The sequence below is a fragment of the Rhodoferax sp. genome, from assembly GCF_013297935.1.
Lineage (GTDB): Bacteria > Pseudomonadota > Gammaproteobacteria > Burkholderiales > Burkholderiaceae_C > Allorhodoferax.
In genome coordinates this window covers 184,906-210,058 of record NZ_JAAFIX010000003.1, presented here as the reverse complement: position 1 = coordinate 210,058, position 25,153 = coordinate 184,906, and the positions used below count along the sequence as shown (strand labels likewise).

The window sequence follows — 25,153 nt, the reverse complement described above, 5'->3', positions numbered from 1 at the left end:
TTTCTATGTCTTCACGTTTGAAAGCGGTGCTGTTTGACCACGATGGCACCCTGGTCGAGTCTGAAGCGGTGCACCATGCCATCTGGAATGAGGTGTTGCAGCCTTATGGTGTGCAGATCCCTGTGGCGTTGTTCATGGAGGACTTTTCTGGCGTACCTGCTATTGCCAACGGTCATGACCTCAAAAAGCGCTATGCGCTCGCTCCGGACGCCGTCGAACTGGCGGACACTAAAAATCGTCTCACTGCCGAGTACCTTGCAACTCACGCCTTTCCGTTGATGCCCGGCGTGCGGGAGTCACTGTCCCGCTTGCATAAGGCTGGCCTGCGCAGAGGCGTAGTGACCGGGGCGCGCAGGTTTGCCATTGCAGCCACCTTGCGCTCCCATGCCCTGGCGTCGGAGTTTGAGATCGTGATTTCTGCGGACGAGGTCGTCCACAGCAAACCTGCACCCGATTGCTACTTGCTCGCGCTGGAGAAGATGGGCTTGCAGCGCCATGAAGCCGTGGCGTTTGAGGACACTGAGCACGGCGTCGCCTCCGCTGTTGCTGCGGGCTTGGCCTGTGTGGCGATTCCAACCGCGATGTCCGCGGTGCAGGACTTCAGCGCCGCCACCGTGGTGGTGACGGACATGGCGTCCGCGGTGGACTGGGTGCTCAAGACGGGCTGAACAGGTCGACCCGGTCGGTGATGATGCCGTCCGTCTCCAGAGCCAGCAAGCGTTGGGCGGCCGGCTCCTCGTTCACGGTGTAGCTCAGGGTGCGCAGGCCGGCCGCTTTGGCTTGCACCACCGTGCCAGCGTCCCAGAGCTGGTGGTTGCACACGATGGCGCGGCAACCCAGGCGCAGGGCGGTTTCCAGCCAGCCGCTCCACAGCGTATCGAGCAGGAGGCCACGGGGCAGGTCGGGCTGTTTGGCCAGGGCGCCTTCGAGCGCTTCGGGTTCGAACGAGGTGAGCAGCGGCGGCACCGCTTGCCCGGCCCAAAGGCGGGCGGCGTGGTGCGCCACCACTTCGCCGGTGTGCCGCTCGGTGCCGGGGGTGGGTTTGATTTCGATGTTCAGGAAATACCCGTTGCGGATGCAGTAGCGCGCAATAGCGTCCAGCGTCGGCACCGGCTCACCTGCAAAGCGGCGGCTGTGCCAGCTGCCGGCGTCGAGCTGGCTCAAGGTACTCCAAGGGTGATTGCCGGCTATTTCGCCAGGGTTGTTTGCTATGCTTTTTGTAGTGCCTGGCGCATATTCCACCTGGGCTAAGGTCTTGTTGGATGCATCAGTGGTGCGTGCCAAGGTCGCGTCGTGCAGCAAAAACGGAACGCCGTCTGCACTGAGTTTGACGTCGCATTCGAACATCCGGTACCCGTGCGCGGCCCCTTCACGGAAGGCGGCCAGGGTGTTTTCCGGCGCGAGTTTGCCGGCACCCCGGTGGGCGACCCAGCGGGGGTAGGGCCAGACGGGCAGGGCAGCGGGTTCGGCGGAGGTGTGCATGGTTCAGTCCGTGGCGAGGCGTTTGCCGGTGGTGGCGTCGAAGTGGTGGATACGATCCGCACGCGGAGTTACATGCAAAGTGCTACCCAGTGCGGGCACCGGCTGGGACTCTTCGATGCGGATGATGACGGTTTCGTCCGCATCGGCCGCATGCAATTTGTGCGCCCATTTGCCATAGATCAGTCGCTCGGCACCCAGCATTTCCACGGCTTCAACCTGCAGGGCCCAGCCGCTGGAGGTGATGTCGAGGTGCTCGGGTCGCACGCCGGTGATGACGCCCGCTTGGGCATCGGGCGCATTTTTGAGCAGGTTCATGGGCGGGCTGCCGATGAAGCTGGCCACGAAGGTGCTGGCCGGGCGGGTGTAGACCTCTTCAGGGGTGCCGAACTGTTCCATCACGCCGCCGTTCATCACGATCATGCGCTGGGCCAGGGTCATGGCTTCGACCTGGTCATGGGTCACAAACAGGCTGGTGATGCCCAGTTCGCGGTGCAGCTTTTGGATTTCCAGGCGGGTCTGGGCACGCAACTTAGCGTCAAGGTTGGAGAGCGGCTCGTCAAACAAAAACACCTGGGGCTGGCGCACGATGGCGCGACCCATTGCCACGCGCTGGCGTTGGCCGCCCGACAGGGCCTTGGGCTTGCGCTCCAGGTAGGGCGCGAGCTCCAGAATCTTGGCGGCCTTGTCAACGCGGCGCTTGATCTCGTCCATGGGCACATTGGCAATTTTGAGACCGTAGGCCATGTTCTCAAACACGCTCATGTGCGGGTAGAGCGCGTAGTTCTGGAACACCATGGCAATGTCGCGTTCGCTGGGCTCCAAGTCGTTGACCACGCGGCCACCGATGGAGATCTGGCCTTCGCTGATTTCTTCCAGACCGGCGACCATGCGCAACAGCGTGGACTTGCCGCAGCCGCTCGGGCCGACGATGACGATGAATTCACCGTCCTGGATCTGCGCATTCACCCCGTGGATGACCTGGTTGGCGGTTTTGCCGGTGCCGTAGCGTTTGATGATGTTGTGGAGTTCGATGGAAGCCATAAATTACCGTAAGTGGGTTGTGTTAGGTGTCGTCGTGGGGGCGGGTTTACTTTTCGGTATCCACCAGGCCTTTGACGAACCACTTTTGCATCAGCATGACCACGAGCGCGGGGGGAATCATGGCGAGCATGGCAGTCGCCATGACGATGTTCCATTCGGTCTGCGCGTCGCCACCGGAAATCATTTGTTTGATGCCGATCACCACCGGGTACATGTTTTCTTCAGTGGTGACCAGCAGGGGCCAGAGGTACTGGTTCCAGCCGTAAATGAACTGAATCACAAACAGCGCTGCAATGCTGGTGGTGGACAGCGGCACCAGAATGTCTTTGAAAAAGCGCATCGGCCCCGCACCGTCGACCCGCGCGGCCTCGACCAGCTCCTCGGGTACGGTCAGAAAAAACTGCCGGAACAAAAAGGTCGCGGTTGCCGAGGCAATCAGCGGCACGGTGAGTCCGGCATAGCTATTGAGCATGCCGAGATCGGCCACCACCTGGTAGGTGGGCCCGATACGCACTTCCACCGGCAGCATCAAGGTGATAAAGATCGCCCAGAAAAACGCCATGCGAAATGGAAAGCGGAAGTACACGATGGCGAAGGCCGAGAGCAGCGAGATGGAAATCTTGCCCAGTGAGATCACCAAGGCGGTGATCAGGCTCACCACCATCATGCCGCCGACAGCGGCTTTGGAGCCGGTGCCTTCGCGACCACCCAGCAGGGCAGTGCGGTAGTTGTCCCACAGGTGCGCGCCGGGCCACAAAGGCATGGGCGACTGCACGACAGCATCTGCGGTGTGGGTCGAGGCGACAAACGTGATGTAGACCGGAAAGGCCACCACCAGAACGCCGATGATGAGGATGGCGTGGGACAGGAAGTCCAGCCAGGGGCGACGTTCAACCATCAGTAATTCACTTTCTTTTCAACGAAGCGGAACTGCACCACGGTGAGCGCAACCACAATCACCATGAGCACCACGGACTGGGCGGCGGAGCCCCCGAGGTCCATGGCCTTGAAGCCATCGAAATACACCTTGTAGACCAGAATAGCCGTGTCTTTGCCCGGCCCGCCTTTGGTGGCCGCATCGACGATGGCGAAGGTGTCAAAAAACGCGTACACGATGTTGATCACCAACAAGAAAAAGGTGGTGGGCGACAGCAGGGGGAGCTGAATCGTCCAGAACCGGCGCCACGGGCGGGCACCGTCCATAGAGGCAGCCTCAATCAGCGACTTGGGGATGCTTTGCAAGCCCGCCAGAAAGAACAAGAAGTTGTAGGAAATTTGCTTCCACACGGCCGCCATCACGATGAGTGACATGGCGTGGTTGCTGTTGAGCAGCGGGTCCCAGGACATCCCAAGTTCGCGAATGCCATAGCTCACGATGCCGATGCTGGGCGCAAACATGAACAACCAAAGCACCCCCGCTACGGCCGGGGCCACGGCGTAAGGCCAGATCAGAAAGGTCCGGTAGACACCCGAGCCTTTGACCACGCGGTCGGCAAATATGGCGAGGGTGAGTGACAGCGACAAACCCAATACCGCCACCAGCACAGAAAAAATAGCAGTGGTTTTGAAGGAGGCCAGGTACGAGGCGTCGTTCCAGAGGTTGCGGAAGTTATCGAGGCCGACAAACTCCACCGAGGTGCCGAAGGCATCGCTCTGCTGCACCGACTGGAGCAGCGCCTGGGCTGCCGGCCAGAAAAAGAAGATGGAAATCACAGCGACCTGGGGGGCGATCAACACCCAAGGGAGCCATGCAGATTTGAAAAAGACGCGTTTTTCAGCAGCCATAGGTTCCGATCAGAAATGCAAAGTGGCGGCACAAGCCGCCACTTGAAGAGAGGGGGGGGGAGTTTACTTGTTGGCTTTTTCGAAGCGTGCAAGCAACTCATCGCCGCGGGCTACCACGGAGTCCAGTGCCTCTTTGGCAGTTTTTTTGCCAGCCCAGACTTGTTCGAGTTCTTCGTCTTCAATCGCGCGGATCTGGACATAGTTGCCCAAACGGATACCTCGGGATTTGTCGGTGACCTTGCGGATCATCTGGTTCACCGCCACATCCGTGCCGGGGTTTTCTTTGTAGAAGCCCGATTTTTCGGTCAGCTGAAACGCCGCGGTGGTAATGGGCAGGTAGCCAGTGCGTTTGTGGCTGGCCGACTGGACTTCGGGCTTGGACAAAAAGTCAAAGAACTTGGCGATGCCTTTGTACTCTTCCGCTTTTTTCCCCGACATGACCCAGAGGCTGGCTCCGCCGATCACGGTGTTTTGCGGCGCGCCGGGCACGTCCTGGTAGTGGGGCAGGGGTGCTAAGCCGAAGTTGAACTTGGCGTTTTTCTTGACGTTGCCGTAGAAGCCGCTGGAGGTGGTCATCATGGCGCACTCGCCGGATACAAAGCTCGCTTCCGGAACGTTACCGCGGCCCTTGTAGACAAAAATACCCTGTTTAGCCATGTTGGCCAAGTTCTCAATGTGGCGCACATGCAAAGGCGAGTTGATCTTCAGGCGCGCATCCATGCCGGCCAAGCCGTTTTGCTTGCTGGCGAACTCCACGTTGTGCCAGGCGGAGAAGCTTTCCAGCTGGGTCCAACCCTGCCAAGCAATGGAAATCGGGCATTTGTGGCCGCTGGCCTTGAGTTTGGCACCTGCCAGCGCCACCTCGGCCCAAGTGGATGGGGCTTTTTCGGTGTCCAGGCCGGCGGCTTTGAACGCGTCCTTGTTGTAATAAAACACGGTCGTGGAGCTGTTGAACGGGAAGCTCAACATTTGGCCGTTGGGTGCGGTGTAGTAGCCGGCCACAGCGGGCACATAGGCCTTGGGGTCGAATTTGTAACCCGCGTCGGTCATGACTTTACCGACCGGAACGATAGCGTTTTTGCTCGCCATCATGGTGGCAGTGCCCACTTCAAAAACTTGCAGGATGTGGGGCGCGTTACCGGCCCGGAAGGCGGCCACAGCGGCAGTCATGGACTCGTCGTAAGTGCCTTTGAAGGTCGGCAGAATGCGGTATTCCTTTTGGCTGGCGTTGAATTCTTTGGCGAGGTCATTGACCCATTCGCCGTTGACAGCGGTCATGGAGTGCCACCACTGGATATCCATTTGGGCCTGCGCCTGCGTGGAGATGGAAAAGGCGGCTGCGGTAACCGCCGCGATCGAAAGGGCTCTGCGGGTGATAGACATAAAACTCTCCTGATGTGCGAATGCGGCGAATGTAGGGTTGCCGCATGTCAAATTTGTGTCACGTCCATTACACACTGAGGTTTCTGACCGTTCGGTCAGGGGTTTCCATTAGAAAAGTCCGTGAATAGGCGGTGCGGTACCATCGCAGACCTACCAAAAAAGGCCTTTTTGGGGCCTTTGGCAGCAACTACACACCCTGATGAACGCTCCCACTTCGCTCAATCACCTCCTTAGCGCTGCCCAGCAGGGCGCGCACGCGCAAGAGCGCATTCGCGAAATTCCTTACAACTACACGTCTTTCTCCGACCGGGAAATCGTGATCCGCTTGTTGGGCTCTCAGAGCTGGGAGTTGTTGAACCAGTTGCGTGGTGAGCGCCAGACCGGCCGCTCCGCCCGCATGTTGTACGAGGTGCTGGGCGATGTCTGGGTGGTGCAGCGCAACCCCTACCTGCAAGACGACTTGCTGGACAACCCCAAGCGCCGCGGTCAGTTGGTCGATGCCTTGAACCACCGCCTGAGCGAGGTCGAGAAGCGGCGCACGCCCCAAGCCGATCCCGAGCGCGATGCGATGGTGGGCCAGCTGCTGGTGGCGGCCCGTGCTGCCGTCAAAGCCTTTGATGCGGCGTTTGTGGAGGTCGGGGCGCTGCGCAAAAAGACCCAGAAGCTGCTCTACAAGCTCACCGCCAAAGACAACGTCAAGTTCGACGGCCTCTCTCGCGTGAGCCATGTGACCGACGCGACCGACTGGCGCGTGGAGTACCCCTTTGTCGTGCTGTGCCCGGATTCAGAAGAAGAAATGGCCGGTTTGGTGAAAGGCTGTATCGAGCTCGGGCTGACCATCATTCCCCGTGGGGGCGGCACCGGCTACACCGGCGGCGCGATTCCGCTGACTTGGAAGAGCGTGGTCATCAACACCGAAAAGCTCGAAGCCATGACCGAGCTGGAGATGAAGCGCCTGCCCGGCCTGGACCGGGATGTGGGTACCATCTGGAGCGAAGCCGGTGTGGTCACCCAGCGCGTGGCCGATGCGGCCGAGCGCGGCGGTTATGTGTTTGCCGTGGACCCGACCTCTGCCGAGGCCTCGTGTATCGGCGGCAACATTGCCATGAACGCGGGCGGCAAAAAAGCGGTGCTCTGGGGCACGGCTCTGGACAACCTGGCCAGCTGGCGCATGGTGACGCCGCAGGCCGAGTGGCTGGAGGTGACCCGCATCAACCACAACATGGGCAAGATCCATGATGCGGAAGCGGCGAGCTTTGAGCTGCAGTATTTCAAGGCCGACGGCAAAACGCCCTTGCGCACCGAGCGGCTGGACATTCCCGGCGCCACCTTCCGCAAAGAAGGTCTGGGCAAAGACGTGACCGACAAGTTTTTGAGCGGCCTGCCCGGTATTCAAAAAGAAGGCACCGATGGCTTGATTACCAGCGCACGCTGGGTGGTGCACAAGATGCCGGCCCACACCCGCACGGTGTGCCTGGAGTTTTTTGGCAATGCCAAAGACGCGGTGCCGAGTATTGTGGACATCAAGGACTTCATGTTTGCCGAGCAAAAGCGCAGTGGCGTGTTGCTGGCGGGCCTGGAGCACTTGGACGACCGCTACCTCAAAGCCGTGGGCTACGCCACCAAGAGCAAGCGCGGCGGCTTCCCCAAGATGGTGTTGTTTGGCGACATTGCCGGCGACAACCCCGACGATGTGGCTCGCGTCACCAGCGAAGTGGTGCGCTTGGCCAATGGCCGCAGTGGCGAAGGCTTTGTGGCCATCAGCCCCGAGGCGCGCAAAAAGTTCTGGCTGGACCGCAAGCGCACCGCCGCCATCAGCAAGCACACCAACGCCTTCAAGATTAACGAAGACGTGGTGATTCCGCTGCCCCGCATGGCGGAGTACACCGACGGCATTGAGCGCATCAACATTGAGCTGAGCCTGCACAACAAGCTGGCCCTGTGCGATGCGCTGACCGCCTTCTTTGAGCGCAGCGACCTGCCCTTGGGCAAGAGCGACGATGCCAACGACATTCCGAGCGCCGAGTTGCTGGAAGACCGTGTGGCCCAGGCCCTGGAGCTGGTGGCAACAGTCCGTGCCGAATGGCAGGGCTGGCTGGACGGGGTGGAGACTCTGTTCCCCCAGTTGCAAGACCACACCCTGCGCGCCAGCTGGAAAACCCAAATCCGCACGCCGCTGCAAGGCATCTTCACCGGGGCAGCCTTCGACACCATTCTGGCCGAGTGCACCGCCATCCACAAGCGCGTGCTTAAAGGCCGCGTCTGGGTCGCTTTGCACATGCACGCCGGTGACGGAAATGTGCACACCAATATTCCCGTCAACAGCGACGACTACGACATGCTGCAAGCCGCCCACGGTGCGGTCAAGCGCATCATGGCGCTGGCCCGCAGTCTGGACGGCGTGATCTCGGGTGAGCACGGCATCGGCATCACCAAGCTGGAGTTTTTGAGCGAGGCGGAGCTGGCTCCGTTCATTGCCTACAAGGCCAAGGTGGACCCCGAAGGCCGCTTCAATAAGGGCAAGTTGCTACGGAATCAGGAGCTGCCTGCGCAGCCTGGTAGCGGGTTCGCGCCGCATTTGACTGCGGACGGCTCCGCCATCTATGCCGACCTGACCAACGCCTACACCCCGTCGTTCGGCCTCATGGGGCACGAGTCCCTGATCATGCAGCAGAGCGATATCGGGGCCATTGCCGACAGCGTGAAAGACTGCTTGCGTTGCGGCAAGTGCAAGCCAGTGTGCGCCACCCACGTGCCGCGCGCCAACCTGCTCTACAGCCCACGCAACAAGATTCTGGCGACCTCACTGCTGGTCGAAGCCTTCCTGTACGAAGAGCAGACCCGCCGGGGCATCAGCGTCAAGCACTGGGAGGAGTTTGAAGACGTGGCCGACCACTGCACGGTCTGCCACAAGTGCGAGTCGCCCTGCCCGGTGAAGATCGACTTCGGCGACGTGACCATGAACATGCGCAACCTGCTGCGCAAGATGGGCCAGAAGAGCTTCCGCCCCGGCAATGCGGCGGCCATGTTCTTCCTGAACGCGACGAACCCCGAGACCATCAAGCTGATGCGCACGGCCATGGTGGGTGTGGGCTTCAAGGCCCAGCGCCTGGCCAACCAAGTGCTGCGTCTGGCTGCCAAAAAGCAAACGGCCAAGCCACCGGCCACGGTGGGCACAGCGCCCATCAAAGAGCAGGTGATTCACTTCATCAACAAAAAGATGCCCGGTGGTTTGCCGAAGAAAACGGCGCGCGCTCTGCTGGACATTGAAGATGCGGACTACGTGCCCATCATCCGCAACCCGCGCGCCACCACGGCGGAAACCGAGGCGGTGTTTTACTTCCCCGGCTGCGGCTCGGAGCGCCTGTTCAGCCAGGTGGGCCTGGCGACCCAAGCCATGCTCTGGCACGCAGGGGTGCAAACCGTGCTGCCGCCCGGCTACCTGTGCTGCGGATACCCGCAACGCGGCAGCGGGCAGGCCGACAAGGCCGAGAAGATGATTACCGACAACCGGGTGCTCTTCCACCGTGTGGCCAACACCCTGAACTACCTGGACATCAAGACCGTGGTGGTGAGCTGCGGTACCTGTTACGACCAGCTGCAGGGCTACGAGTTCGACAAGATTTTCCCCGGCAGCCGCATCATCGACATCCACGAATACCTGCTGGAAAAGGGCATCACCCTGGCCCAGGACGGTGGCGCGGGCACAGGCTACCTGTACCACGACCCCTGCCACAGCCCGATGAAGCTGCAGGACCCGATGAAAACGGTCAAGGCGCTGGTGGGTGACGCGGTGCTGAAAAACGACCGCTGCTGCGGCGAGTCGGGCACGCTGGGCGTGACCCGTCCCGATATTTCGACCCAGATTCGCTTCCGCAAGGAAGAAGAGCTGAAGAAGGGCGAGGCCAAGTTGCGCGAGAGCGGCGCCGTGGCACCGGATGCCAACGTGAAAATTTTGACCAGCTGCCCGAGCTGCTTGCAGGGCTTGAGCCGCTACGGCAACGACCTGAACAACGGCTTGCTGGAGGCCGACTACATCGTGGTCGAGATGGCCAACCAGATTCTGGGTAAGGACTGGTTGCCCGACTATGTGCAAACCGCCAATGCCGGTGGCATTGAGCGCGTACTGGTGTAAGGAGCCGACCATGGCAGGCCTGCAGGCGAACACCCCGGTACCCACGGACATCACGGTCCACGGACAGAGCCGCGCTCTGGAAGTAGCTTTTTCCGACGGGGCGCGGTTCCGCATTCCGTTTGAGCTGATGCGGGTACTGTCCCCATCTGCTGAAGTGCAGGGCCACGGGCCGGGTCAGGAGACCTTGCAAACCGGCAAGCGCGAGGTCACGCTGGAGGCGCTGGAGCAGGTGGGCAACTATGCCGTTCAACCCCGTTTTTCGGATGGGCACGACACCGGTATCTACACCTGGGATTACCTGTACTTTTTGGGCTCGCAGCAAGAGCGCCTGTGGCAGGATTACGAGCAGAAGTTGCAAGCCGCCGGACTCCAGCGGGATGCCGCCATGGTGCCCAAAGGCGGCCACGGGTGTGCAAGCCACTGACCTCCAGGCTTTGATTGCTATTGTTTCAGGAGCTACTAGCGCATATTCCACGAGGGCTAGAGCCTGTTTTGATTGATAAATTATGAGTACTACCCATTTCGGCTTCACATCGGTCGACGAGTCTGAAAAAGCCCGCCACGTGCGGGGTGTGTTCGACTCCGTGGCTCCCAAATACGACATCATGAACGACCTGATGTCGGCCGGCCTGCACCGTGCCTGGAAGGCGTACACCGTGTTGGTGGCGAACCTGAAAGAGGGCGACAAGGCGCTGGATATCGCCGGCGGCACGGGCGATTTGGCTATGGCCTTCTCCAAAAAGGTGGGTAAATCGGGTCAGGTGGTGCACACCGACATCAATGAAGCCATGCTGTCCACCGGGCGCAATCGTTTGCTGGACGCCGGCATCGTGTTGCCCACTCTGGTGTGCGATGCAGAAAAATTGCCTTTCCCCGACAAGCACTTCAACGTGGTCAGCGTTGCCTTCGGCCTGCGCAACATGACCCACAAAGATGTGGCGTTGGCAGAAATGCAACGGGTGTTGAAACCCGGCGGCAAGCTGCTGGTGTTGGAGTTTTCCAAGGTGGCCCCGCCGCTGGAGAAGGTGTACGACTGGTACTCCTTCAAGGTGCTACCCCGTTTGGGCAAGATGATCGCCGGTGATGACGCGAGTTACCGCTATTTGGCTGAGTCCATCCGGATGCACCCGGGCCAGAAAGAGCTAAAGACCCTGATGCATAAAGTGGGCTTTGGTCATGTGGACTATCACAATTTGACTGGCGGCATTGCTGCTTTGCATGTTGGAATCAAATGCTGAAGCACCTAATACGCAGGAGACAACTATGAAATTGTGGGCATTGGCACTGACACTCGCGCTATCCCTTTCGGGTTTTAACGCTGAAGCCGCCAAACGCCTGGGCGGTGGGAAATCCTTCGGCAAGCAGTCGAGCAACGTCACGCAGCGTGACTCCGCGAGCCCTGCGCCGGCCGCTCCGGCGCAAAGCGCCAACAACACCGCGGCCAAACCCGCTCCTGCAGCTGCTCCCGCCGCGGCCCAAGCACCTAAGCGTCCATGGGGCGCTATGCTGGGCGGGCTGGCCGCAGGTCTGGGGCTGGCGTGGCTCGCCAATTCTCTTGGAATGGGCGAAGCGTTCGGCAACATGCTGATGTTTGGCCTGTTGGCGCTGGGCGTGATGATGCTGGTGGGCTGGTTCATGCGCAGCCGCAAACCGGCCGTCCAAGGCGCGTCTCCGTTTGCATTTCAGGGGGCCGGTGCTGGCGCTGGCCCTGCACCTGTGCAGGATGTGAAGCAATACCGCGCTGAAAACGTGGGCAACGACGCATCAGCCCGCCCGTGGGAGCGAAACACCATGGGGTTTGAGGCGCCTGCAGCACCTGCGCAGGGCGGATCCATGATCGGCTCGGCCTTGCTCGGATCCCAGTCGTGGGGAGTGCCTGCAGGCTTCGATACCGAAGGTTTCTTGAAATCCGCCAAAGCGAATTTCATCACCCTGCAAGCAGCATGGGACCGCTCGGATGTGGCGGCCCTGCGCGCCATGATGACCGATGACATGACCCGGGAAATTCAGTCCCAGCTGGCGGAGCGGGAAACGCACACCGGAGCCGGTTCCAACCATACCGATGTGGTCATGATAGAAGCCCGCCTGCTGGGCATTGAAGAGCTGCCCGATGAGTACATGGCCAGCGTGGAATTCTCCGGAATGATCCGCGAAGAGCTGTCGGCCGGGCCGAGCCCCTTCCGCGAAGTCTGGAACATGACCAAGGCCAAAAATGGCAGCAGCGGCTGGTTGGTCGCGGGGGTTCAGGCCCTGCAGTAAAGCCGGTCATTTTTCGGGCAGATAATGGGGGACTATGGCAACACAGTCCCCTTTTTCTATGCTGGAAGGCCTCTTCCAGAACTTCTCCATTCCACTCACACCGCCGGCTTGGGCGATCGAGGAGGGCCACCGGCGCGTAGTCCTTCTGCTCAATCATGTGCTGCAGCAGGAACCCCAGGCGACCGAGCGCCTGGCGCGGCAAAAGGGCCGTGTCATTCATGTGCAATGGCGCGAGTTCACGTTCCGCGTGCAGGCTACCGCCGCCGGTTTACTCGATCTGGCGGATGCCGAGAGCAAGCCAGACCTCTCCCTCACCATCACCGAAGATTCACCTTTTGCGATTGCGCAGGCGGTCATGCAGGGTGGCAAACCCACGGTGCGTATTGAAGGTGATGTGCAATTAGCCGCCGAAGTTAACTGGCTGGCGGACCATGTGCGCTGGGATGTAGAGGAAGACCTCTCCAAAATCATGGGTGATGCGCCTGCCCACATGTTCATGCAAGCCTGCCGCACTGCCGGTCAGGCCTTGCAGCAGTTCGTGGCCCAACGCGCGCCAGCGGGTTCTGCGGGCACGACGGCATGAGTCGCCTCGGCCGCGGTTTTTTCATCGTCTGGGTTGTCCTGCGTTACGGGCTGGACGAGCTGGTGCTCACCAGTTTCCAGAAGCCATGGCTGCGCTTGCTGGCCCGCATTGTCTCGGTGGGGCGCTCGTTAGACGAGCCGCGCGGGCAACGTTTGCGGGAGGCGCTGGAGCGATTGGGGCCGATTTTTGTGAAGTTCGGTCAGGTTCTCTCCACCCGCCGTGACTTGTTGCCCTTGGATATCGCCAACGAGTTGGCCAAGTTGCAAGACCGGGTGCCGCCGTTTGACTCGGCGGTGGCGGTGTCCACCATTGAGCGGGCGCTGGGCAAGCCGGTATCTGAGTTGTTTGTGTCCTTTGAGCGGACTCCTGTGGCCAGTGCATCGATTGCCCAGGTGCACTTTGCAGTGCTGCGGGACCGGCAGGGGCGTGAGCGCGAAGTGGCGGTGAAAGTCTTGCGCCCTGACATGTTGCGGGTCATCGACAAAGACTTGGCCCTGATGCGCCTGATGGCTGGCTGGGTGGAGGGCCTGTCCGCCGACGGCAAGCGCCTGAAGCCGCGCGAAGTGGTGGCGGAATTTGACAAGTATTTGCATGACGAGCTGGACCTGGTCCGTGAAGCCTCCAGTGCAGCGCAGCTGCGCCGCAACATGGAAGGCTTGGACCTGGTGTTGATTCCGGAAATGCACTGGGACCTTTGCACCACCGAGGTGTTGGTGATGGAGCGCATGCATGGCGTGCCCATCAGCCAAGTCGACACCTTGCGTGCGGCCGGTGTGGACATTCCCAAGCTGGCCCGGGACGGGGTTACCTTGTTCTTTACCCAAGTCTTCCGCGACGGCTTCTTTCATGCGGACATGCACCCCGGCAATATCCAGGTAAGTGTCGCGCCGGAAACGTTTGGTCGCTACATTTCGCTGGATTTCGGAATCGTCGGTACCCTGACCGAAGTCGACAAAGAGTATCTCGCCCAGAACTTTGTGGCCTTCTTCCGCCGCGACTACAAGCGTGTCGCCGAGTTGCACATAGAGTCCGGGTGGGTGCCAGCTGCCACGCGGGTCGATGAGCTGGAGGCGGCTGTGCGCGCTGTCTGTGAGCCCTACTTTGACCGGCCGCTGAAAGAAATTTCCCTTGGCATGGTTCTAATGCGTTTGTTTCAAACCTCACGGCGCTTTCAGGTCGAAATTCAGCCACAGTTGGTGCTATTGCAAAAAACCCTGCTCAATATCGAAGGCCTAGGGCGTGACCTCGACCCCGAGTTGGACCTCTGGGCTACCGCCAAGCCGTTTCTTGAGCAATGGATGCTCAAGCAGGTGGGGCCGCAGAGGCTGGTCCATGAGCTCAAGGCCCAGGCACCCCGCTACGCCAAGCTGTTACCCGAACTGCCCGGCCTGCTTCACCAGTACCTGCAACGTCCGGGGGGCAGCAACGACGTACTGATTCGCGAGCTCTTGGTCGAGCAAAAGCGGACCAACCGTTTGCTCCAAACCCTGGTGTCTGTGGTGATCGGCTTTGCGGTGGGGCTGGTGGTCCTGCAGCTGTGGGCGAGAATCCGCTGGTTCTGACGGCACACTTATAATTGAGAGTTTTGCAACTTCAGGTCTGAAACCTACTTCCATGCCCATTTACGCCTATAAATGCGAGTCCTGCGGGTTTGCCAAGGATGTATTGCAGAAAATTTCTGATGCACCGCTGCAGGATTGCCCCCAGTGCCAAGCGCCTGCCTTCAAAAAGCAGCTTACCGCCGCCGGTTTCCAACTCAAGGGTTCCGGCTGGTACGTAACCGACTTCAAGGGTGGCAGCGCACCGGCAACAGGTGTCGCACCTGCAGCCACGGAAAGCACCAGCGCGAAGTTGGACGCGAAAACTGAGGCACCTGCGGCAGCGCCTGTTGCCACGCCGACGCCGTCGACCCCCACCTGACCCGGAGCATCTGTGCCCATTAAAAAATACTTGCTGACCGGTTTGATGGTGTGGTTGCCGCTGGCGATCACCATCTGGGTTTTGCTGTGGTTGGTGGGCTTGCTGGATGCGGTGTTTGCCGGTTTCCTGAGCGGAGTCTCGGCGGTTACTCCCATCAGCTCGGCCCCGACCATTGAGCGCTTGCACAGTATTCCCGGCCTGGGAGTAGTGCTGGTGTTTGCAGCCTTGCTGATAACCGGCGCTTTGGTGTCCAACGTGGCCGGACGTTGGTGGGTCAAGCAGTGGGACAAGCTGTTTACCAACATCCCGATCGTCAAGTCCATTTACAACAGCGTCAAAAAGGTTTCGGACACCTTGTTCTCCAGCAATGGAAATGCGTTCCGGACGGCTTTGCTGATTCAGTACCCCCGCGCGGGCAGCTGGACAATTGGGTTCCAGACCGGAAATCCCGGCGGCGAAGTGGCCACGCACCTCGGCTCGGACTTCGTCAGCGTTTATGTGCCGACAACTCCAAACCCGACCAGCGGCTTCTTTTTGATGCTGCCGCGCAAAGATGTGATCGAGCTGGAAATGAGCGTGGACGAGGCACTGACCTACGTGATTTCCATGGGCTCTGTAGCCCCCGGTTCACTCCCCGCAAAGTCGGGTAGCGAAACGCAATAACCCCTATTACTAACCCGTCGCAGGTCTTGCGGCGAATTGAAAGCACTCTATGGCTATGCGTACTCACTATTGCGGTCTTGTGACCGAAGCCCTGCTGGGCCAAACTGTTACCTTGTGCGGCTGGGTGAACCGTCGCCGCGACCATGGCGGCGTGATTTTTGTCGATGTGCGTGACCGCGAAGGTTATGTGCAGGTGGTGTGCGACCCTGACCGCGCCGACATGTTCAAAGTGGCAGAAGAAATCCGCAACGAGTATTGCGTGCAAATCAAAGGCCTGGTGCGCGCCCGCCCTGAAGGCACCACCAACGACGGCCTCAAGAGCGGCAAGATTGAAGTGCTGTGCCATGAACTGACGGTCTTGAACGCCTCGGTGACCCCTCCGTTTCAGATTGATGAAGACAACCTGTCTGAGACGACCCGTCTGACCCACCGCGTGTTGGATCTGCGTCGACCTTACATGCAAAACAACCTCATGCTGCGCTACCGCGTGGCCATGGAAGTGCGCAAGTTCCTGGACGCCAACGGTTTTGTCGATATCGAAACTCCGATGCTGACCAAGAGCACGCCCGAAGGCGCGCGCGACTATCTGGTGCCCAGCCGTGTGCACGATGGCCAGTTCTTCGCGCTGCCCCAGTCGCCCCAGCTGTTCAAGCAGCTGCTGATGGTGGCCGGTTTCGACCGTTACTACCAGATCACCAAGTGCTTCCGCGACGAAGACTTGCGCGCTGACCGCCAGCCTGAGTTCACCCAGATCGATATCGAAACTTCGTTCCTGAGCGAAGAAGACATCCGTGACATGTTCCAGGGCATGATCACCACCGTGTTCAAGAACACCATCGGTGTGGACCTCGGAGAGTTCCCCGTCATGACCTACCAGGACGCAGCCCGCCTGTACGGTTCCGACAAGCCGGATTTGCGCGTGAACCTCGAGTTCGCAGAACTCACCGACGTGATGAAGGACGTGGACTTCAAGGTGTTCTCCGGCGCCGCCGCTATGAAGGGTGGCCGCGTAGTGGCGCTGCGTATCCCCGGCGGTTCGGTCGAAGGTGGCGGCATCAGCCGTGGCGAAATCGACGCGTACACCGAGTTCGTCAAGATCTACGGCGCAAAAGGCTTGGCGTATATCCGTGTCAACGACTTGTCCAAGGGGCGTGACGGCTTGCAAAGCCCGATCGTGAAGAACATTCACGATGCAGCATTGGCGGCCGTCCTGGAGCGCACCGGCGCCCAAAACGGTGACCTGATTTTCTTCGGGGCAGACAAAGAAAAGATCGTGAACGACGCCATCGGTGCTTTGCGCCTGAAAGTCGGTCACAGCGAGTTCGGTAAGAAGAACGGCTTGTTCACAGCTGGCTGGCGCCCGATGTGGGTGGTCGACTTCCCGATGTTCGAGTTCGATGAAGAAAATGAGCGTTACACCGCCGTGCACCACCCCTTCACTGCGCCCAAGGCCGGTCATGAGGACTGGATGGTCTCCGCACCTGAGAAGTGCATTTCCCAGGGCTATGACATGGTCTTGAACGGTTGGGAAATGGGTGGCGGCTCCGTCCGTATTCACCGTGCTGACGTGCAGCAAAAGGTGTTCGATGCCTTGAAGATCACACCGGAAGAGGCGCAGTTGAAATTCGGCTTCCTGCTGGATGCGTTGCAGTACGGCGCACCACCCCACGGTGGTCTGGCCTTCGGCTTGGACCGTATTGTGACCCTGATGACCGGCGCTGAGTCGATTCGTGATGTGATTGCATTCCCCAAGACCCAACGTGCCCAGTGCTTGTTGACCCAGGCCCCGAGCCCTGTGGACGAAAAGCAGCTGCGCGAATTGCACATTCGCCTGCGCAATGTGGATCTGGCGAAATCGGCCTGATACCTCGCGTACCCCTTAGTGGGTCATGCACAATGAAAGGGCGCTCTCAGAGCGCCCTTTTTCATGACGGGGCCCATGACCTTGCAATACAAAATTCCCCAGTCCGTGTTGGTGGTCATTTACACCCCCGACCACGAGGTGCTGCTGATACGCCGCGTCGAGGCAGATGCTGCAGCGCCCGCATTCTGGCAATCCGTGACAGGCGCCAAAGATACTGAGGGTGAACCGTGGGCCGTGACGGCCGCCCGCGAAGTGTGGGAAGAAACAGGTATTGATTGCCGCCCGGGCGGCATGTGCGCTCAGGGCCTGGACGATTGGGGCCTTGAGAATATCTATGCCATCTATCCGCGTTGGTTGCACCGCTACGCTGCAGGTGTGACCCACAACGTCGAGCGGGTGTTTGGACTCAGCGTTCCCGGCAGGATGGAGGTCCGGCTGAGCCCCGCCGAGCACACGGATTGGTGCTGGTTGCCCATGGCGGAGGCGGCAGACCTTTGTTTTTCCCCCTCCAATGCAGAGGCAATCCTGCAGCTTATGCACCGAGGCAGGGTGAACGCCAGCGGGGTGGACGCATGACTCCCTTGCGCGTGGTCACCTACAACATCCACAAAGGGGTGCAAGGCTTGGGTCCGTTGCGCCGCTTGGAAATTCACAACCTCAGCCAGGCGATAGCTGATATGGAGGCAGACGTGATCTGCTTGCAAGAGGTCCGGAAAATGCATCACGTTGAGTCCCGGCATTTTCCGCATTGGCCGGACTCTCCGCAGGCCGATTTCCTGGCACCGGAGGGCTATCACGCGGTGTACCGCACCAATGCGGTGACTCGTCATGGCGAACACGGCAACGCACTGCTGAGTCGTTGGCCAGTGCTCATGCACGGCCATGAAGACATGTCAGACCATCGATTGGAGCAACGGGGCCTGTTGCATGTGGAGCTGGATGTGCATGGTCGGAGTGTGCATGTGTTGGTCGTCCATCTGGGTCTGATCCGAGCCAGCAGGGAGCGTCAGCTGAAACAACTGGCGCGCTATGTTGCCCGCGAAATTCCTCCCTTGTCCCCCTTGTTGGTTGCGGGTGACTTCAATGACCTTGGGCCGTGGGTGGCCCGCCAGTTGGTGGGGCCAGCGCTGGTAGCCCCAGCCGCGCAAAGGTGCGCGACCTTCCCTTCGCGGCTGCCTCTTGTGCAACTCGATCATGTGCTCGGACGTGGCTTGGTCCCCCTTGCTTCGCAGGTACCGCGCGGCCGTTTGTGGGCGCGCATGTCAGACCATTTGCCTTTGTTCACTGACTGGAATTTGCCGCCCGAGGCTCAAGCATGCTGAAGCCCACTGAGGTCGCACCGGGACACACCGTGCAGCTGTTGAGCGGTGGTGCAGAGTTTTTCCCCGCGTTACTGGGTGCGATGGACTCCGCCCGTCATGAAATCCGGCTGGAAACCTACATTTTTGATTTTCGTGGCCAAGGCGCGGCTATCGCCGAAGCGCTGGCCCGCGCTGCTCTGCGTGATGTTGCGGTCTTTGTGGTTATGGACGGGGTGGGCACCCCCGAAGTGCCTGCTGAATGGATTTCGCGCTGGAACCACAGTGGTGTGCAGTGGCACCGTTATGCGCCATTCGGCTACGCGGGGCTGCTTATCCCGGGGCGCTGGCGTCGTCTTCACCGCAAGCTTTGCGTAGTGGACGGTAGCCGGGCATTTTGTGGTGGCATCAATATTCTGGACGACTGGATAGACCCGCACTTCGGAGCCCTTGCCGTGGCCCGCCTGGACTATGCCGTGGTGGTGACGGGGCCGCTGGTGAGTCAATGCCATGAAGTACTCGCTCAGTTTTGGGCCCGTTTGCAGGCGACGCGCCAGCTGGAAACCTTGCAGTGGGCTGCTGTGCGTAAAAACTGGGGGGCTCTGCGCTGGTTGCCGTCGCGTAAAGAGGCGGGAACCCTTGCATCTGAATTAGAGGAGGGCGTGTTGGCGGCGCTTTTGCTGCGCGATAACGTCCGGAACCGGACTCGCATTGAGAGAAGCTATCTCAAAGCCATAGGCGAAGCGCGGCAGCATATTGTTCTGGCAAATGCCTACTTTTTGCCCGGTGGTCGCTTGCGGCGGGCTTTGATTCATGCGGTTCGTCGGGGTGTTCATGTGCAGGTTGTAGTGCAAGGGCAGTACGAATATTTCATGCAGTACCACGCGTCCCGTCCGGTGTTGGGGCAGCTCGCCGCACATGGAGTCGAGGTTTGCGAGTACATGCCCGGGTTCTTGCATGCCAAAGTGGCGGTGATGGACGGAGTGTGGGCCACCGTAGGCTCCTCCAATCTCGACCCGCTCAGTCTTCTCCTGGCCAGAGAAGCCAACGTGGTGGTGCACGACGCCGGTTTTGCGGCCCGGTTGGGTGGTGCCTTGGAAGGCGTCATCCGGGCCCATACCCGTCCGTGGGATGTGGCGGCAGATCTACGAAGACCGTGGTTCCAGCGCTTGTTTGACCGGATTGCTTACGGCGCAATGCGTCTGATCCTGCTTATAAGCGGCCGTCGCTATTAATTTCATAGCGCTTTGGTTAGTGTTTACCGGGGCTAATTTCCAAAAACCCTAAATTCCAATCGCTGGTAACATCGTCCGACTTTCATGAAACTAATATCCGATATGAGCTCTACAGACGCCTTGGAAGGAACACCGCTTTCCGTTCAAATCCGCAACCGATTGAAGGCGGCACGCAAGCGCTTCCATGCCAATGACAACATTTCCGAGTTCATCCAGCCCGGTGAGCTGGAGACACTGTTGGATGAAGTTGAAGTGCAGATGCGCGGTGTGTTGAATAGTCTGGTGATTGACATTGAGAACGATCACAACACGGACAACACTGCGCGCCGGGTTGCCAAGATGTACCTCAACGAGGTGTTCCGCGGCCGCTACGTGCCAGCGCCAACCATCACAGAGTTCCCCAATGTTGGCCACCTGAACGAGCTGATGATCGTAGGCCCCATTACGGTACGCAGTGCTTGCAGCCACCACTTTTGCCCGGTGATCGGAAAGATCTGGATTGGCGTGATGCCCAATGAACACACCAATGTGATCGGGCTCTCCAAGTACGCGCGACTGGCCGAGTGGATCATGGGCCGCCCTCAAATTCAGGAAGAGGCGGTGGTGCAGCTAGCCGATCTGATTCAGGAAAAGACCCAGCCCGATGGCTTGGCCATTGTCATGGAGGCCAGCCACTATTGCATGGCTTGGCGCGGCGTCAAAGACATGGACAGCAAGATGATTAACTCGGTGATGCGGGGTGTTTTCTTGAAAGACCCTAATCTTCGCCGTGAATTCCTATCCCTCATTCCCCAGAAAGGCTAATGCCATGTTGGTTCGTTTGCTTTATGCCAGCCGCGCGCTTGACTCCAATCCCGAAGCGATTGAGGCCATCCTCTCCCAATCACGCAACTATAACCCGACCTGTGGCATTACCGGAATTCTGTGCTACGGCGGAGGTATCTTTTTGCAAGCCATAGAGGGTGGCCGCATGGCCGTCAGTGAGCTCTACGGGCACATTCAAAAAGACGCTCGGCACAAAGATGTCGTGCTGTTGCACTACGAAGAAATCACAGAGCGTCGTTTCGGCGGTTGGACGATGGGCCAGGTCAACATGTCCAAAATCAACACCAACATTTTGCTGAAGTACGCAGAGCGCCCTGAGTTGGACCCTTACTCTGTGTCCGGGAAGGTGTCTCTGGCGCTGTTGGAAGAACTCATGGCGACCGCTTCCATCATCGGGCGTGCTTGACGGACGCACATGACACTGACGGCCTTAGGGCTAGTCATTTTTGCAGGGCTGATCCACGCGAGTTGGAATATTGCAGCCAAGAAAGCGGGGGGTGACTCCCGCTTTGCTTTTTTTACCGCTGTGGTCATCATGGTCTTCTGGGCTCCGGTGGGCCTGTGGCTGGGTTGGCAACAAATTCCGGGGTGGGGAGCGCGGCCCTGGGCATTTGTGGCTGCGAGCGGCGTCATCCACGTGCTGTATCACACGGTGCTTCTTCGCGGTTACCGGAAATCAGATTTGACTGTGGTGTACCCGCTGGCGCGAGGTTCCGGGCCTCTGATGTCTTCCCTGTTTGCCATTCTGGTGCTGGGCGAGCAAATTTCTGCATTGGGCGTTGCGGGGATTGTGGCCGTGGTTGCAGGGGTATTCATGGTGGCGGGAGGCCCCACCCTTTTTCGCACACTGGACGATGCACAGCGCCATGCTCGCGTGCGCAAAGGGCTGGTCTATGGCCTTTTGACCGGGGTGTGCATTGCAAGCTACACCGTGGTGGACGGTTATGCGGTCAAGGTGCTGCTTTTGTCCCCAATTCTGGTGGATTACATGGGCAATTTTGTGCGAGTAGCTTTGCTGATGCCGGCCGTAGTGCGTGACATACCGACTGCGCGGGTGCTATGGCAACAGCAATGGAAGTTCGCCCTGCTGGGGGGGATCATCAGCCCGGTTTCTTATGTGTTGGTGCTTTACGCAATGCAGTCTGCGCCCATGGGTCATGTGGCGCCTGCCCGTGAGGTGTCTATGCTTTTTGCGGCCTTGTTAGGTGGCCAATTGTTGGGCGAGGGGGATCGGCTGGCGCGTCTGGCTGGCGCGGTCTGTATTGCCACAGGCGTTGTAGCGTTGGCGTTGGGGTGACTATGAGCTTATTGATAGGGTGTGATTTTTCCAGTAGCCCGACCCGGCGAAAAAACATAGTGTGCGCAAAGGGGGAGCAGGTGGGTGGCCGCCTGGTACTTCAAGGGATAGAGCGGCTCGCATCATTGAAAGAGTTTTCAGACTACCTCGTGCGCGAGCCTTCTTGGATTGGCGCGTTTGATCTGCCGTTCGGCTTGCCCAGGGAGCTCGTCACTGCGTTGGGGTGGCCGGTGGAGTGGGAGCCGTGTATCCGGCACTTCGCGTCCCTGAGTCGTGAGGAAATCCGGTCGGAGTTCGTCTCGTTTTGCAATGCCCGGCCCGTAGGAAGCAAGTTTGCGCATCGTGCCACCGATGGTCCGGCCCAGTCCAGTTCCTCGATGAAGTGGGTGAATCCGCCGGTGGCCTGGATGCTGCACGCCGGTGTGCCCCGCTTGTTGGACGCGGGTGCGCATTTCCCCGGTCTGCAATCGCCAACAAGCGGCCATGCAGCACTGGGCCGCATTGCCTTGGAGGGTTACCCGGGGTTGATTTCCAAAGCGGTGCTGGGGAGCCGGAGTTACAAAAGTGACGACAAAGCCAAGCAGACCCCCGAGCGACTCATTGCCCGAAAAGACTTGGTCCATGCGTTAGAAATGGGCCAAACCCGCTGGGGGATACGGCTGAAGTTAACTCACGCCCAGCGTGACGCTCTGGTGGATGACCCGAGTGGTGATTCCTTGGATGCTGCTCTTTGCCTGACCCTGGCGGCGTGGGCCGAAGTGCAGCACCAAGGTGGTGATCTGCGGTACGGACTTCCTCAGAAGGTAGATCCTCTGGAAGGTTGGATAGTGTCTGCTTGAAACCCGGCAGACGCGCAGCATTTGATCGGGAGCCGGTGCCCGGGTGATATTCAGCTCGTTTTGAGCTTGATCGTTTCTTCGACTTTGGCGGCTAACTGAGAAATCGCGAGTGCAGCTGGGCTACCAGGCATGGCTTGCAATAGGAGCTGACGGCGCATGACCGCCTGGCGGACAGCTTGATCCGCCGGAATATCCCCCATGTGCACCAAGCGCACCGGCTTACCGGTATCGGTCGTGACAAAACGGTCCAGCACCTGTTGGAGTTGCGTTGTAATGGCGCGGCCGTCGCCCAAACGTGCGGTTTGGTTGATCACCAGCCGGATCGTCTGGCGTTTTTGTTGGCCTACCAATACTTTGATCGTGGCGTAGGCGTCGGTCAACGAGGTGGGTTCTGGTGTGGCAACGACCAGCACTTCAGAAGCTAGAGACACTGCAAAGAGCACCACGTCGGAAATACCGGCACCGGTATCCAGGATGACCACATCGTAATGCGGGACCAAGCCGTTCATGATGCGCAAAAAATCACCGCGAACTTCCGGTGTCAGGCGTGAATATTCCACCATGCCTGAGCCAGCTAGCAGGACAGAAAAGCCACCAGGGGCGCGGATGATGGCTTCTTCCAGCTTCGCCTTGCCGGTAAAGACATCATGCAGGGTGATTTTGGGATATAGGTTGAGCACCACATCGAGGTTGGCGAGTCCGAGATCGGCATCCAGCACCAGCACCCGCTGTCCCCGTTTTGCCATCGCGGCTGCAAGATTGGCAGATACAAAGGTCTTGCCCACGCCACCTTTACCGCTTGTCACGGCAATCACTTTGCCGGACGGCTTCAAGGGGACTCCCGCGCTGCCTTCGACCGATTCGGGTGGGTTTAACACGTCAGACATCAAAATACCCTCTGCATGGCGCCGGAAGCAGGGCTACCGGCCGCATCGCTGGAAACACTTTCGATCCATGCGGGATCACCCAAAGAGAGGTGGCCAAACAAGAGATTTTTCTCCTCTGCACTGACATAGATTTCTTGTTGTTGGTCTAGAAAGACGCGGTTGCGGCCCTCTTTTTTCGCCCGGTAGAGCTGCATGTCAGCGCGCTCGGTCCACAAGGTGGCAGTGGACCGAACCCACTCCGGCGCAAACGCGCCACCGATACTGACCGTCACTTGAATACTCAAGCCCGGCGCAATCTGGATCGACAGTGCCTCAATTTGGGTCCGAATACGTTCAGCCACGACGGTTCCATAGCCAGTGTGGCAGCTGGGAAGCATGACGGAAAACTCTTCGCCTCCGAAGCGTGCCACTGTGTCCATAGGGCGCACGCAGCCAGTGAGTGTTTTTGCGATGGCTTGCAGAACCTGGTCGCCAGCTTGGTGCCCGTAGGTATCGTTCACTTTTTTGAAGTGGTCGATATCGAGCATCAGTAGCAGGGCCGGCTCTCCAGAGCGGGCCACCATGTCAATGGAACGCCCTAAAACTCCCCTGAAATGGCGACGATTGGCCAAGCCGGTGAGGGGATCCTTCAGGGAGAGCTCGCACAAACCGTCGATCACGGCTTGCAAATACGCCGTGGGGGACTCTGTGCTGGAGGGGAGTGAGACAGTGGCGTCGTGCTCCAGCAGCGCCCGGGCATCGTCCAAGCGTAAGCGCTGCAGGTCAACGAGGGGCGAAGGGTGCGGTTGTGCCACGGTGAGGTCGTTTAGTCCTTCAAAGTCTAACAGGAAGCATGCATTGCTTGGGAAGCGAACCAGCCCCGGTGGGCGTAAAAAGGCGGTGCTTCACAGTTTATTTCTAACCATGGTGGGGGCCGCATACGGTGCAGGTCGGGTTGCGGCGAAGGGTCAAGCTGCTCCATTCCATACTCAGTGCATCGAGCAGCAGCATGCGCCCGCTCAAGATGCCCGGTAGCCGGAGAATCAGCTTCAGTGCCTCTGCGGCTTGTGTGGCGCCAATGATGCCGACTAAGGGAGAGAAAACGCCCATCGTCGAGCACTGGGTGGCCGGGGGCGCTGCGTCGGGCGGGAACAGGCAGGCGTAACAAGGACCCTCGGGCCGGGTCGGGTCAAACACCGAGACTTGCCCATCAAAACGAAGGGCGGCGCCGGAGACCAGCGGTTTGCACTGGGCCACGCAGGCGTGGTTGATGAGTTGCCGGGTGGGGAAGTTGTCGCTGCAATCAAGAACGACATCCACGCTCTCCAAATGCTCCGCGAGCCAAGGGGCATCTGCAGCTGTCTGGAAGGCATGGACACGGGTGAGTGGATTCATAGCGGCCAGTCGCAAGCCGGCAGACTCCACTTTGGGCTGGCCAATGTTTGCTGTCGAATGAATTATTTGCCGCTGCAGATTGGTCAGGTCAACCACGTCCGGGTCCACCAGCGTGATTTGCCCTACGCCCGCAGCCGCCAGGTACAGCGCTGCAGGCGCTCCAAGTCCTCCGGCACCTACGATCAGTACATGGCTATTACAGATTCGCTCTTGGCCTTCAATACCGATCTCGTTGAGCAAAATGTGCCGCGAATAGCGCAGCAAAGCATCGTCATGCATCAGC

25 protein-coding genes are annotated in these 25,153 nt (G+C 59.5%); 17 read left to right on the top strand and 8 right to left on the bottom strand.

All coding sequences use genetic code 11. The features are described 5' to 3' along the window. Window positions 1-5 precede the first annotated feature (5 nt). A complete protein-coding gene (locus QZW03_RS06460) occupies window positions 6-668 on the top strand; it encodes an HAD family phosphatase (protein WP_296509160.1) in 663 nt (220 codons plus the stop codon). On the opposite strand, the gene QZW03_RS06455 is transcribed toward QZW03_RS06460, so the two are convergent. The 5 genes from QZW03_RS06455 to ugpB all read right to left on the bottom strand — a co-directional run bounded on the left by QZW03_RS06455 (window position 655) and on the right by ugpB (window position 5,685). Further along, window positions 655-1,482 carry a glycerophosphoryl diester phosphodiesterase gene (locus QZW03_RS06455; protein ID WP_296509159.1) on the bottom strand — a complete coding sequence of 276 codons (828 nt, stop codon included), beginning with the start codon at window positions 1,480-1,482 and terminating at the stop codon, window positions 655-657. The genes QZW03_RS06460 and QZW03_RS06455 overlap by 14 nt on opposite strands. 3 nt (window positions 1,483-1,485) lie before the next feature. Continuing rightward, window positions 1,486-2,523 carry a sn-glycerol-3-phosphate ABC transporter ATP-binding protein UgpC gene (ugpC, locus tag QZW03_RS06450; RefSeq protein ID WP_296509158.1) on the bottom strand — a complete coding sequence of 346 codons (1,038 nt, stop codon included), beginning with the start codon at window positions 2,521-2,523 and terminating at the stop codon, window positions 1,486-1,488. Between the two features lie 46 nt (window positions 2,524-2,569). Then, complete coding sequence (gene ugpE, locus QZW03_RS06445; protein WP_296509157.1) at window positions 2,570-3,421, bottom strand: sn-glycerol-3-phosphate ABC transporter permease UgpE; 852 nt, start codon at window positions 3,419-3,421, stop codon at window positions 2,570-2,572. Next, complete coding sequence (gene ugpA / locus QZW03_RS06440) at window positions 3,421-4,308, bottom strand: sn-glycerol-3-phosphate ABC transporter permease UgpA (protein ID WP_296509156.1); 888 nt, start codon at window positions 4,306-4,308, stop codon at window positions 3,421-3,423. The genes ugpE and ugpA overlap by 1 nt, the downstream gene beginning before the upstream one ends. A gap of 63 nt (window positions 4,309-4,371) precedes the next feature. Next, the gene (gene ugpB / locus QZW03_RS06435) at window positions 4,372-5,685 is read right to left on the bottom strand and encodes a sn-glycerol-3-phosphate ABC transporter substrate-binding protein UgpB (RefSeq protein WP_296509304.1); all 1,314 of its coding nucleotides are present in this window, start codon (window positions 5,683-5,685) and stop codon (window positions 4,372-4,374) included. A gap of 205 nt (window positions 5,686-5,890) precedes the next feature. Here ugpB and QZW03_RS06430 point away from each other — a divergent pair, with 205 nt between their 5' ends. The 16 genes from QZW03_RS06430 to QZW03_RS06355 all read left to right on the top strand — a co-directional run bounded on the left by QZW03_RS06430 (window position 5,891) and on the right by QZW03_RS06355 (window position 22,609). Next, complete coding sequence (locus tag QZW03_RS06430; protein ID WP_296509155.1) at window positions 5,891-9,826, top strand: FAD/FMN-binding oxidoreductase; 3,936 nt, start codon at window positions 5,891-5,893, stop codon at window positions 9,824-9,826. Between the two features lie 10 nt (window positions 9,827-9,836). Further along, on the top strand, window positions 9,837-10,250 hold the full coding sequence (locus QZW03_RS06425) for a DUF971 domain-containing protein (protein WP_296509154.1): 414 nt from the start codon (window positions 9,837-9,839) through the stop codon (window positions 10,248-10,250). Window positions 10,251-10,332: 82 nt separating this feature from the next. Then, window positions 10,333-11,064: a bifunctional demethylmenaquinone methyltransferase/2-methoxy-6-polyprenyl-1,4-benzoquinol methylase UbiE gene (gene ubiE / locus QZW03_RS06420; RefSeq protein WP_296509153.1), complete on the top strand. Its 732-nt coding sequence runs from the start codon at window positions 10,333-10,335 to the stop codon at window positions 11,062-11,064. Between the two features lie 25 nt (window positions 11,065-11,089). Next, on the top strand, window positions 11,090-12,085 hold the full coding sequence (locus QZW03_RS06415; protein ID WP_296509152.1) for a Tim44-like domain-containing protein: 996 nt from the start codon (window positions 11,090-11,092) through the stop codon (window positions 12,083-12,085). A 34-nt stretch (window positions 12,086-12,119) separates the two neighbouring features. Continuing rightward, window positions 12,120-12,668 carry an SCP2 sterol-binding domain-containing protein gene (locus QZW03_RS06410; RefSeq protein WP_296509151.1) on the top strand — a complete coding sequence of 183 codons (549 nt, stop codon included), beginning with the start codon at window positions 12,120-12,122 and terminating at the stop codon, window positions 12,666-12,668. Next, window positions 12,665-14,230 (top strand): ubiquinone biosynthesis regulatory protein kinase UbiB, encoded by a 1,566-nt coding sequence (gene ubiB / locus QZW03_RS06405; RefSeq protein WP_296509150.1) that lies wholly within the window; start codon window positions 12,665-12,667, stop codon window positions 14,228-14,230. The genes QZW03_RS06410 and ubiB overlap by 4 nt, the downstream gene beginning before the upstream one ends. Window positions 14,231-14,282: 52 nt before the next feature. Then, window positions 14,283-14,588 (top strand): FmdB family zinc ribbon protein, encoded by a 306-nt coding sequence (locus QZW03_RS06400; protein WP_296509149.1) that lies wholly within the window; start codon window positions 14,283-14,285, stop codon window positions 14,586-14,588. A gap of 18 nt (window positions 14,589-14,606) precedes the next feature. Next, on the top strand, window positions 14,607-15,251 hold the full coding sequence (locus QZW03_RS06395; protein WP_296509303.1) for a DUF502 domain-containing protein: 645 nt from the start codon (window positions 14,607-14,609) through the stop codon (window positions 15,249-15,251). A gap of 49 nt (window positions 15,252-15,300) precedes the next feature. Continuing rightward, window positions 15,301-17,115, top strand: a complete 1,815-nt coding sequence (gene aspS, locus QZW03_RS06390) for an aspartate--tRNA ligase (protein WP_296509148.1) — start codon at window positions 15,301-15,303, stop codon at window positions 17,113-17,115. A gap of 75 nt (window positions 17,116-17,190) precedes the next feature. Further along, window positions 17,191-17,691 (top strand): dihydroneopterin triphosphate diphosphatase, encoded by a 501-nt coding sequence (gene nudB / locus QZW03_RS06385; protein WP_296509147.1) that lies wholly within the window; start codon window positions 17,191-17,193, stop codon window positions 17,689-17,691. Continuing rightward, on the top strand, window positions 17,688-18,437 hold the full coding sequence (locus QZW03_RS06380) for an endonuclease/exonuclease/phosphatase family protein (protein WP_296509146.1): 750 nt from the start codon (window positions 17,688-17,690) through the stop codon (window positions 18,435-18,437). The genes nudB and QZW03_RS06380 overlap by 4 nt, the downstream gene beginning before the upstream one ends. After that, window positions 18,431-19,648, top strand: coding sequence for a cardiolipin synthase ClsB (gene clsB, locus QZW03_RS06375; protein WP_296509145.1), 1,218 nt, complete (start codon window positions 18,431-18,433; stop codon window positions 19,646-19,648). The genes QZW03_RS06380 and clsB overlap by 7 nt, the downstream gene beginning before the upstream one ends. Window positions 19,649-19,732: 84 nt before the next feature. Further along, window positions 19,733-20,452, top strand: coding sequence for a GTP cyclohydrolase I (gene folE / locus QZW03_RS06370; protein ID WP_296509144.1), 720 nt, complete (start codon window positions 19,733-19,735; stop codon window positions 20,450-20,452). A gap of 4 nt (window positions 20,453-20,456) precedes the next feature. Next, on the top strand, window positions 20,457-20,879 hold the full coding sequence (locus tag QZW03_RS06365; RefSeq protein ID WP_296509143.1) for a BLUF domain-containing protein: 423 nt from the start codon (window positions 20,457-20,459) through the stop codon (window positions 20,877-20,879). 9 nt (window positions 20,880-20,888) lie between these two features. Then, window positions 20,889-21,770, top strand: a complete 882-nt coding sequence (locus QZW03_RS06360) for a DMT family transporter (RefSeq protein WP_296509142.1) — start codon at window positions 20,889-20,891, stop codon at window positions 21,768-21,770. Between the two features lie 2 nt (window positions 21,771-21,772). Next, window positions 21,773-22,609, top strand: coding sequence for a DUF429 domain-containing protein (locus tag QZW03_RS06355; protein ID WP_296509141.1), 837 nt, complete (start codon window positions 21,773-21,775; stop codon window positions 22,607-22,609). A 50-nt stretch (window positions 22,610-22,659) separates the two neighbouring features. Here the strand turns inward: QZW03_RS06355 and QZW03_RS06350 are convergent, their stop codons facing one another. The 3 genes from QZW03_RS06350 to moeB form a co-directional block, all read right to left on the bottom strand. Continuing rightward, window positions 22,660-23,496 (bottom strand): MinD/ParA family protein, encoded by an 837-nt coding sequence (locus QZW03_RS06350; RefSeq protein ID WP_296509140.1) that lies wholly within the window; start codon window positions 23,494-23,496, stop codon window positions 22,660-22,662. After that, a complete protein-coding gene (locus tag QZW03_RS06345; RefSeq protein ID WP_296509139.1) occupies window positions 23,496-24,290 on the bottom strand; it encodes a GGDEF domain-containing protein in 795 nt (264 codons plus the stop codon). The genes QZW03_RS06350 and QZW03_RS06345 overlap by 1 nt, the downstream gene beginning before the upstream one ends. Before the next feature lie 103 nt (window positions 24,291-24,393). Next, window positions 24,394-25,149 carry a molybdopterin-synthase adenylyltransferase MoeB gene (gene moeB, locus QZW03_RS06340; RefSeq protein ID WP_296509138.1) on the bottom strand — a complete coding sequence of 252 codons (756 nt, stop codon included), beginning with the start codon at window positions 25,147-25,149 and terminating at the stop codon, window positions 24,394-24,396. Window positions 25,150-25,153: the final 4 nt, after the last annotated feature.

Excerpts from the sequence above, each read along its gene's own strand:
- QZW03_RS06460 (WP_296509160.1), top strand. The coding sequence starts at position 6 with ATGTCTTCACGTTTGAAAGCGGTGCTGTTTGACCACGATGGCACCCTG.
- QZW03_RS06455 (WP_296509159.1), bottom strand. The coding sequence starts at position 1,482 with ATGCACACCTCCGCCGAACCCGCTGCCCTGCCCGTCTGGCCCTACCCC.
- ugpC (WP_296509158.1), bottom strand. The coding sequence starts at position 2,523 with ATGGCTTCCATCGAACTCCACAACATCATCAAACGCTACGGCACCGGC.
- ugpE (WP_296509157.1), bottom strand. The coding sequence starts at position 3,421 with ATGGTTGAACGTCGCCCCTGGCTGGACTTCCTGTCCCACGCCATCCTC.
- ugpA (WP_296509156.1), bottom strand. The coding sequence starts at position 4,308 with ATGGCTGCTGAAAAACGCGTCTTTTTCAAATCTGCATGGCTCCCTTGG.
- QZW03_RS06430 (WP_296509155.1), top strand. The coding sequence starts at position 5,891 with ATGAACGCTCCCACTTCGCTCAATCACCTCCTTAGCGCTGCCCAGCAG.
- QZW03_RS06425 (WP_296509154.1), top strand. The coding sequence starts at position 9,837 with ATGGCAGGCCTGCAGGCGAACACCCCGGTACCCACGGACATCACGGTC.
- ubiE (WP_296509153.1), top strand. The coding sequence starts at position 10,333 with ATGAGTACTACCCATTTCGGCTTCACATCGGTCGACGAGTCTGAAAAA.
- QZW03_RS06415 (WP_296509152.1), top strand. The coding sequence starts at position 11,090 with ATGAAATTGTGGGCATTGGCACTGACACTCGCGCTATCCCTTTCGGGT.
- QZW03_RS06410 (WP_296509151.1), top strand. The coding sequence starts at position 12,120 with ATGGCAACACAGTCCCCTTTTTCTATGCTGGAAGGCCTCTTCCAGAAC.
- ubiB (WP_296509150.1), top strand. The coding sequence starts at position 12,665 with ATGAGTCGCCTCGGCCGCGGTTTTTTCATCGTCTGGGTTGTCCTGCGT.
- QZW03_RS06400 (WP_296509149.1), top strand. The coding sequence starts at position 14,283 with ATGCCCATTTACGCCTATAAATGCGAGTCCTGCGGGTTTGCCAAGGAT.
- aspS (WP_296509148.1), top strand. The coding sequence starts at position 15,301 with ATGGCTATGCGTACTCACTATTGCGGTCTTGTGACCGAAGCCCTGCTG.
- nudB (WP_296509147.1), top strand. The coding sequence starts at position 17,191 with ATGACCTTGCAATACAAAATTCCCCAGTCCGTGTTGGTGGTCATTTAC.
- QZW03_RS06380 (WP_296509146.1), top strand. The coding sequence starts at position 17,688 with ATGACTCCCTTGCGCGTGGTCACCTACAACATCCACAAAGGGGTGCAA.
- clsB (WP_296509145.1), top strand. The coding sequence starts at position 18,431 with ATGCTGAAGCCCACTGAGGTCGCACCGGGACACACCGTGCAGCTGTTG.
- folE (WP_296509144.1), top strand. The coding sequence starts at position 19,733 with ATGAAACTAATATCCGATATGAGCTCTACAGACGCCTTGGAAGGAACA.
- QZW03_RS06365 (WP_296509143.1), top strand. The coding sequence starts at position 20,457 with ATGTTGGTTCGTTTGCTTTATGCCAGCCGCGCGCTTGACTCCAATCCC.
- QZW03_RS06360 (WP_296509142.1), top strand. The coding sequence starts at position 20,889 with ATGACACTGACGGCCTTAGGGCTAGTCATTTTTGCAGGGCTGATCCAC.
- QZW03_RS06355 (WP_296509141.1), top strand. The coding sequence starts at position 21,773 with ATGAGCTTATTGATAGGGTGTGATTTTTCCAGTAGCCCGACCCGGCGA.
- QZW03_RS06350 (WP_296509140.1), bottom strand. The coding sequence starts at position 23,496 with ATGTCTGACGTGTTAAACCCACCCGAATCGGTCGAAGGCAGCGCGGGA.
- moeB (WP_296509138.1), bottom strand. The coding sequence starts at position 25,149 with ATGCATGACGATGCTTTGCTGCGCTATTCGCGGCACATTTTGCTCAAC.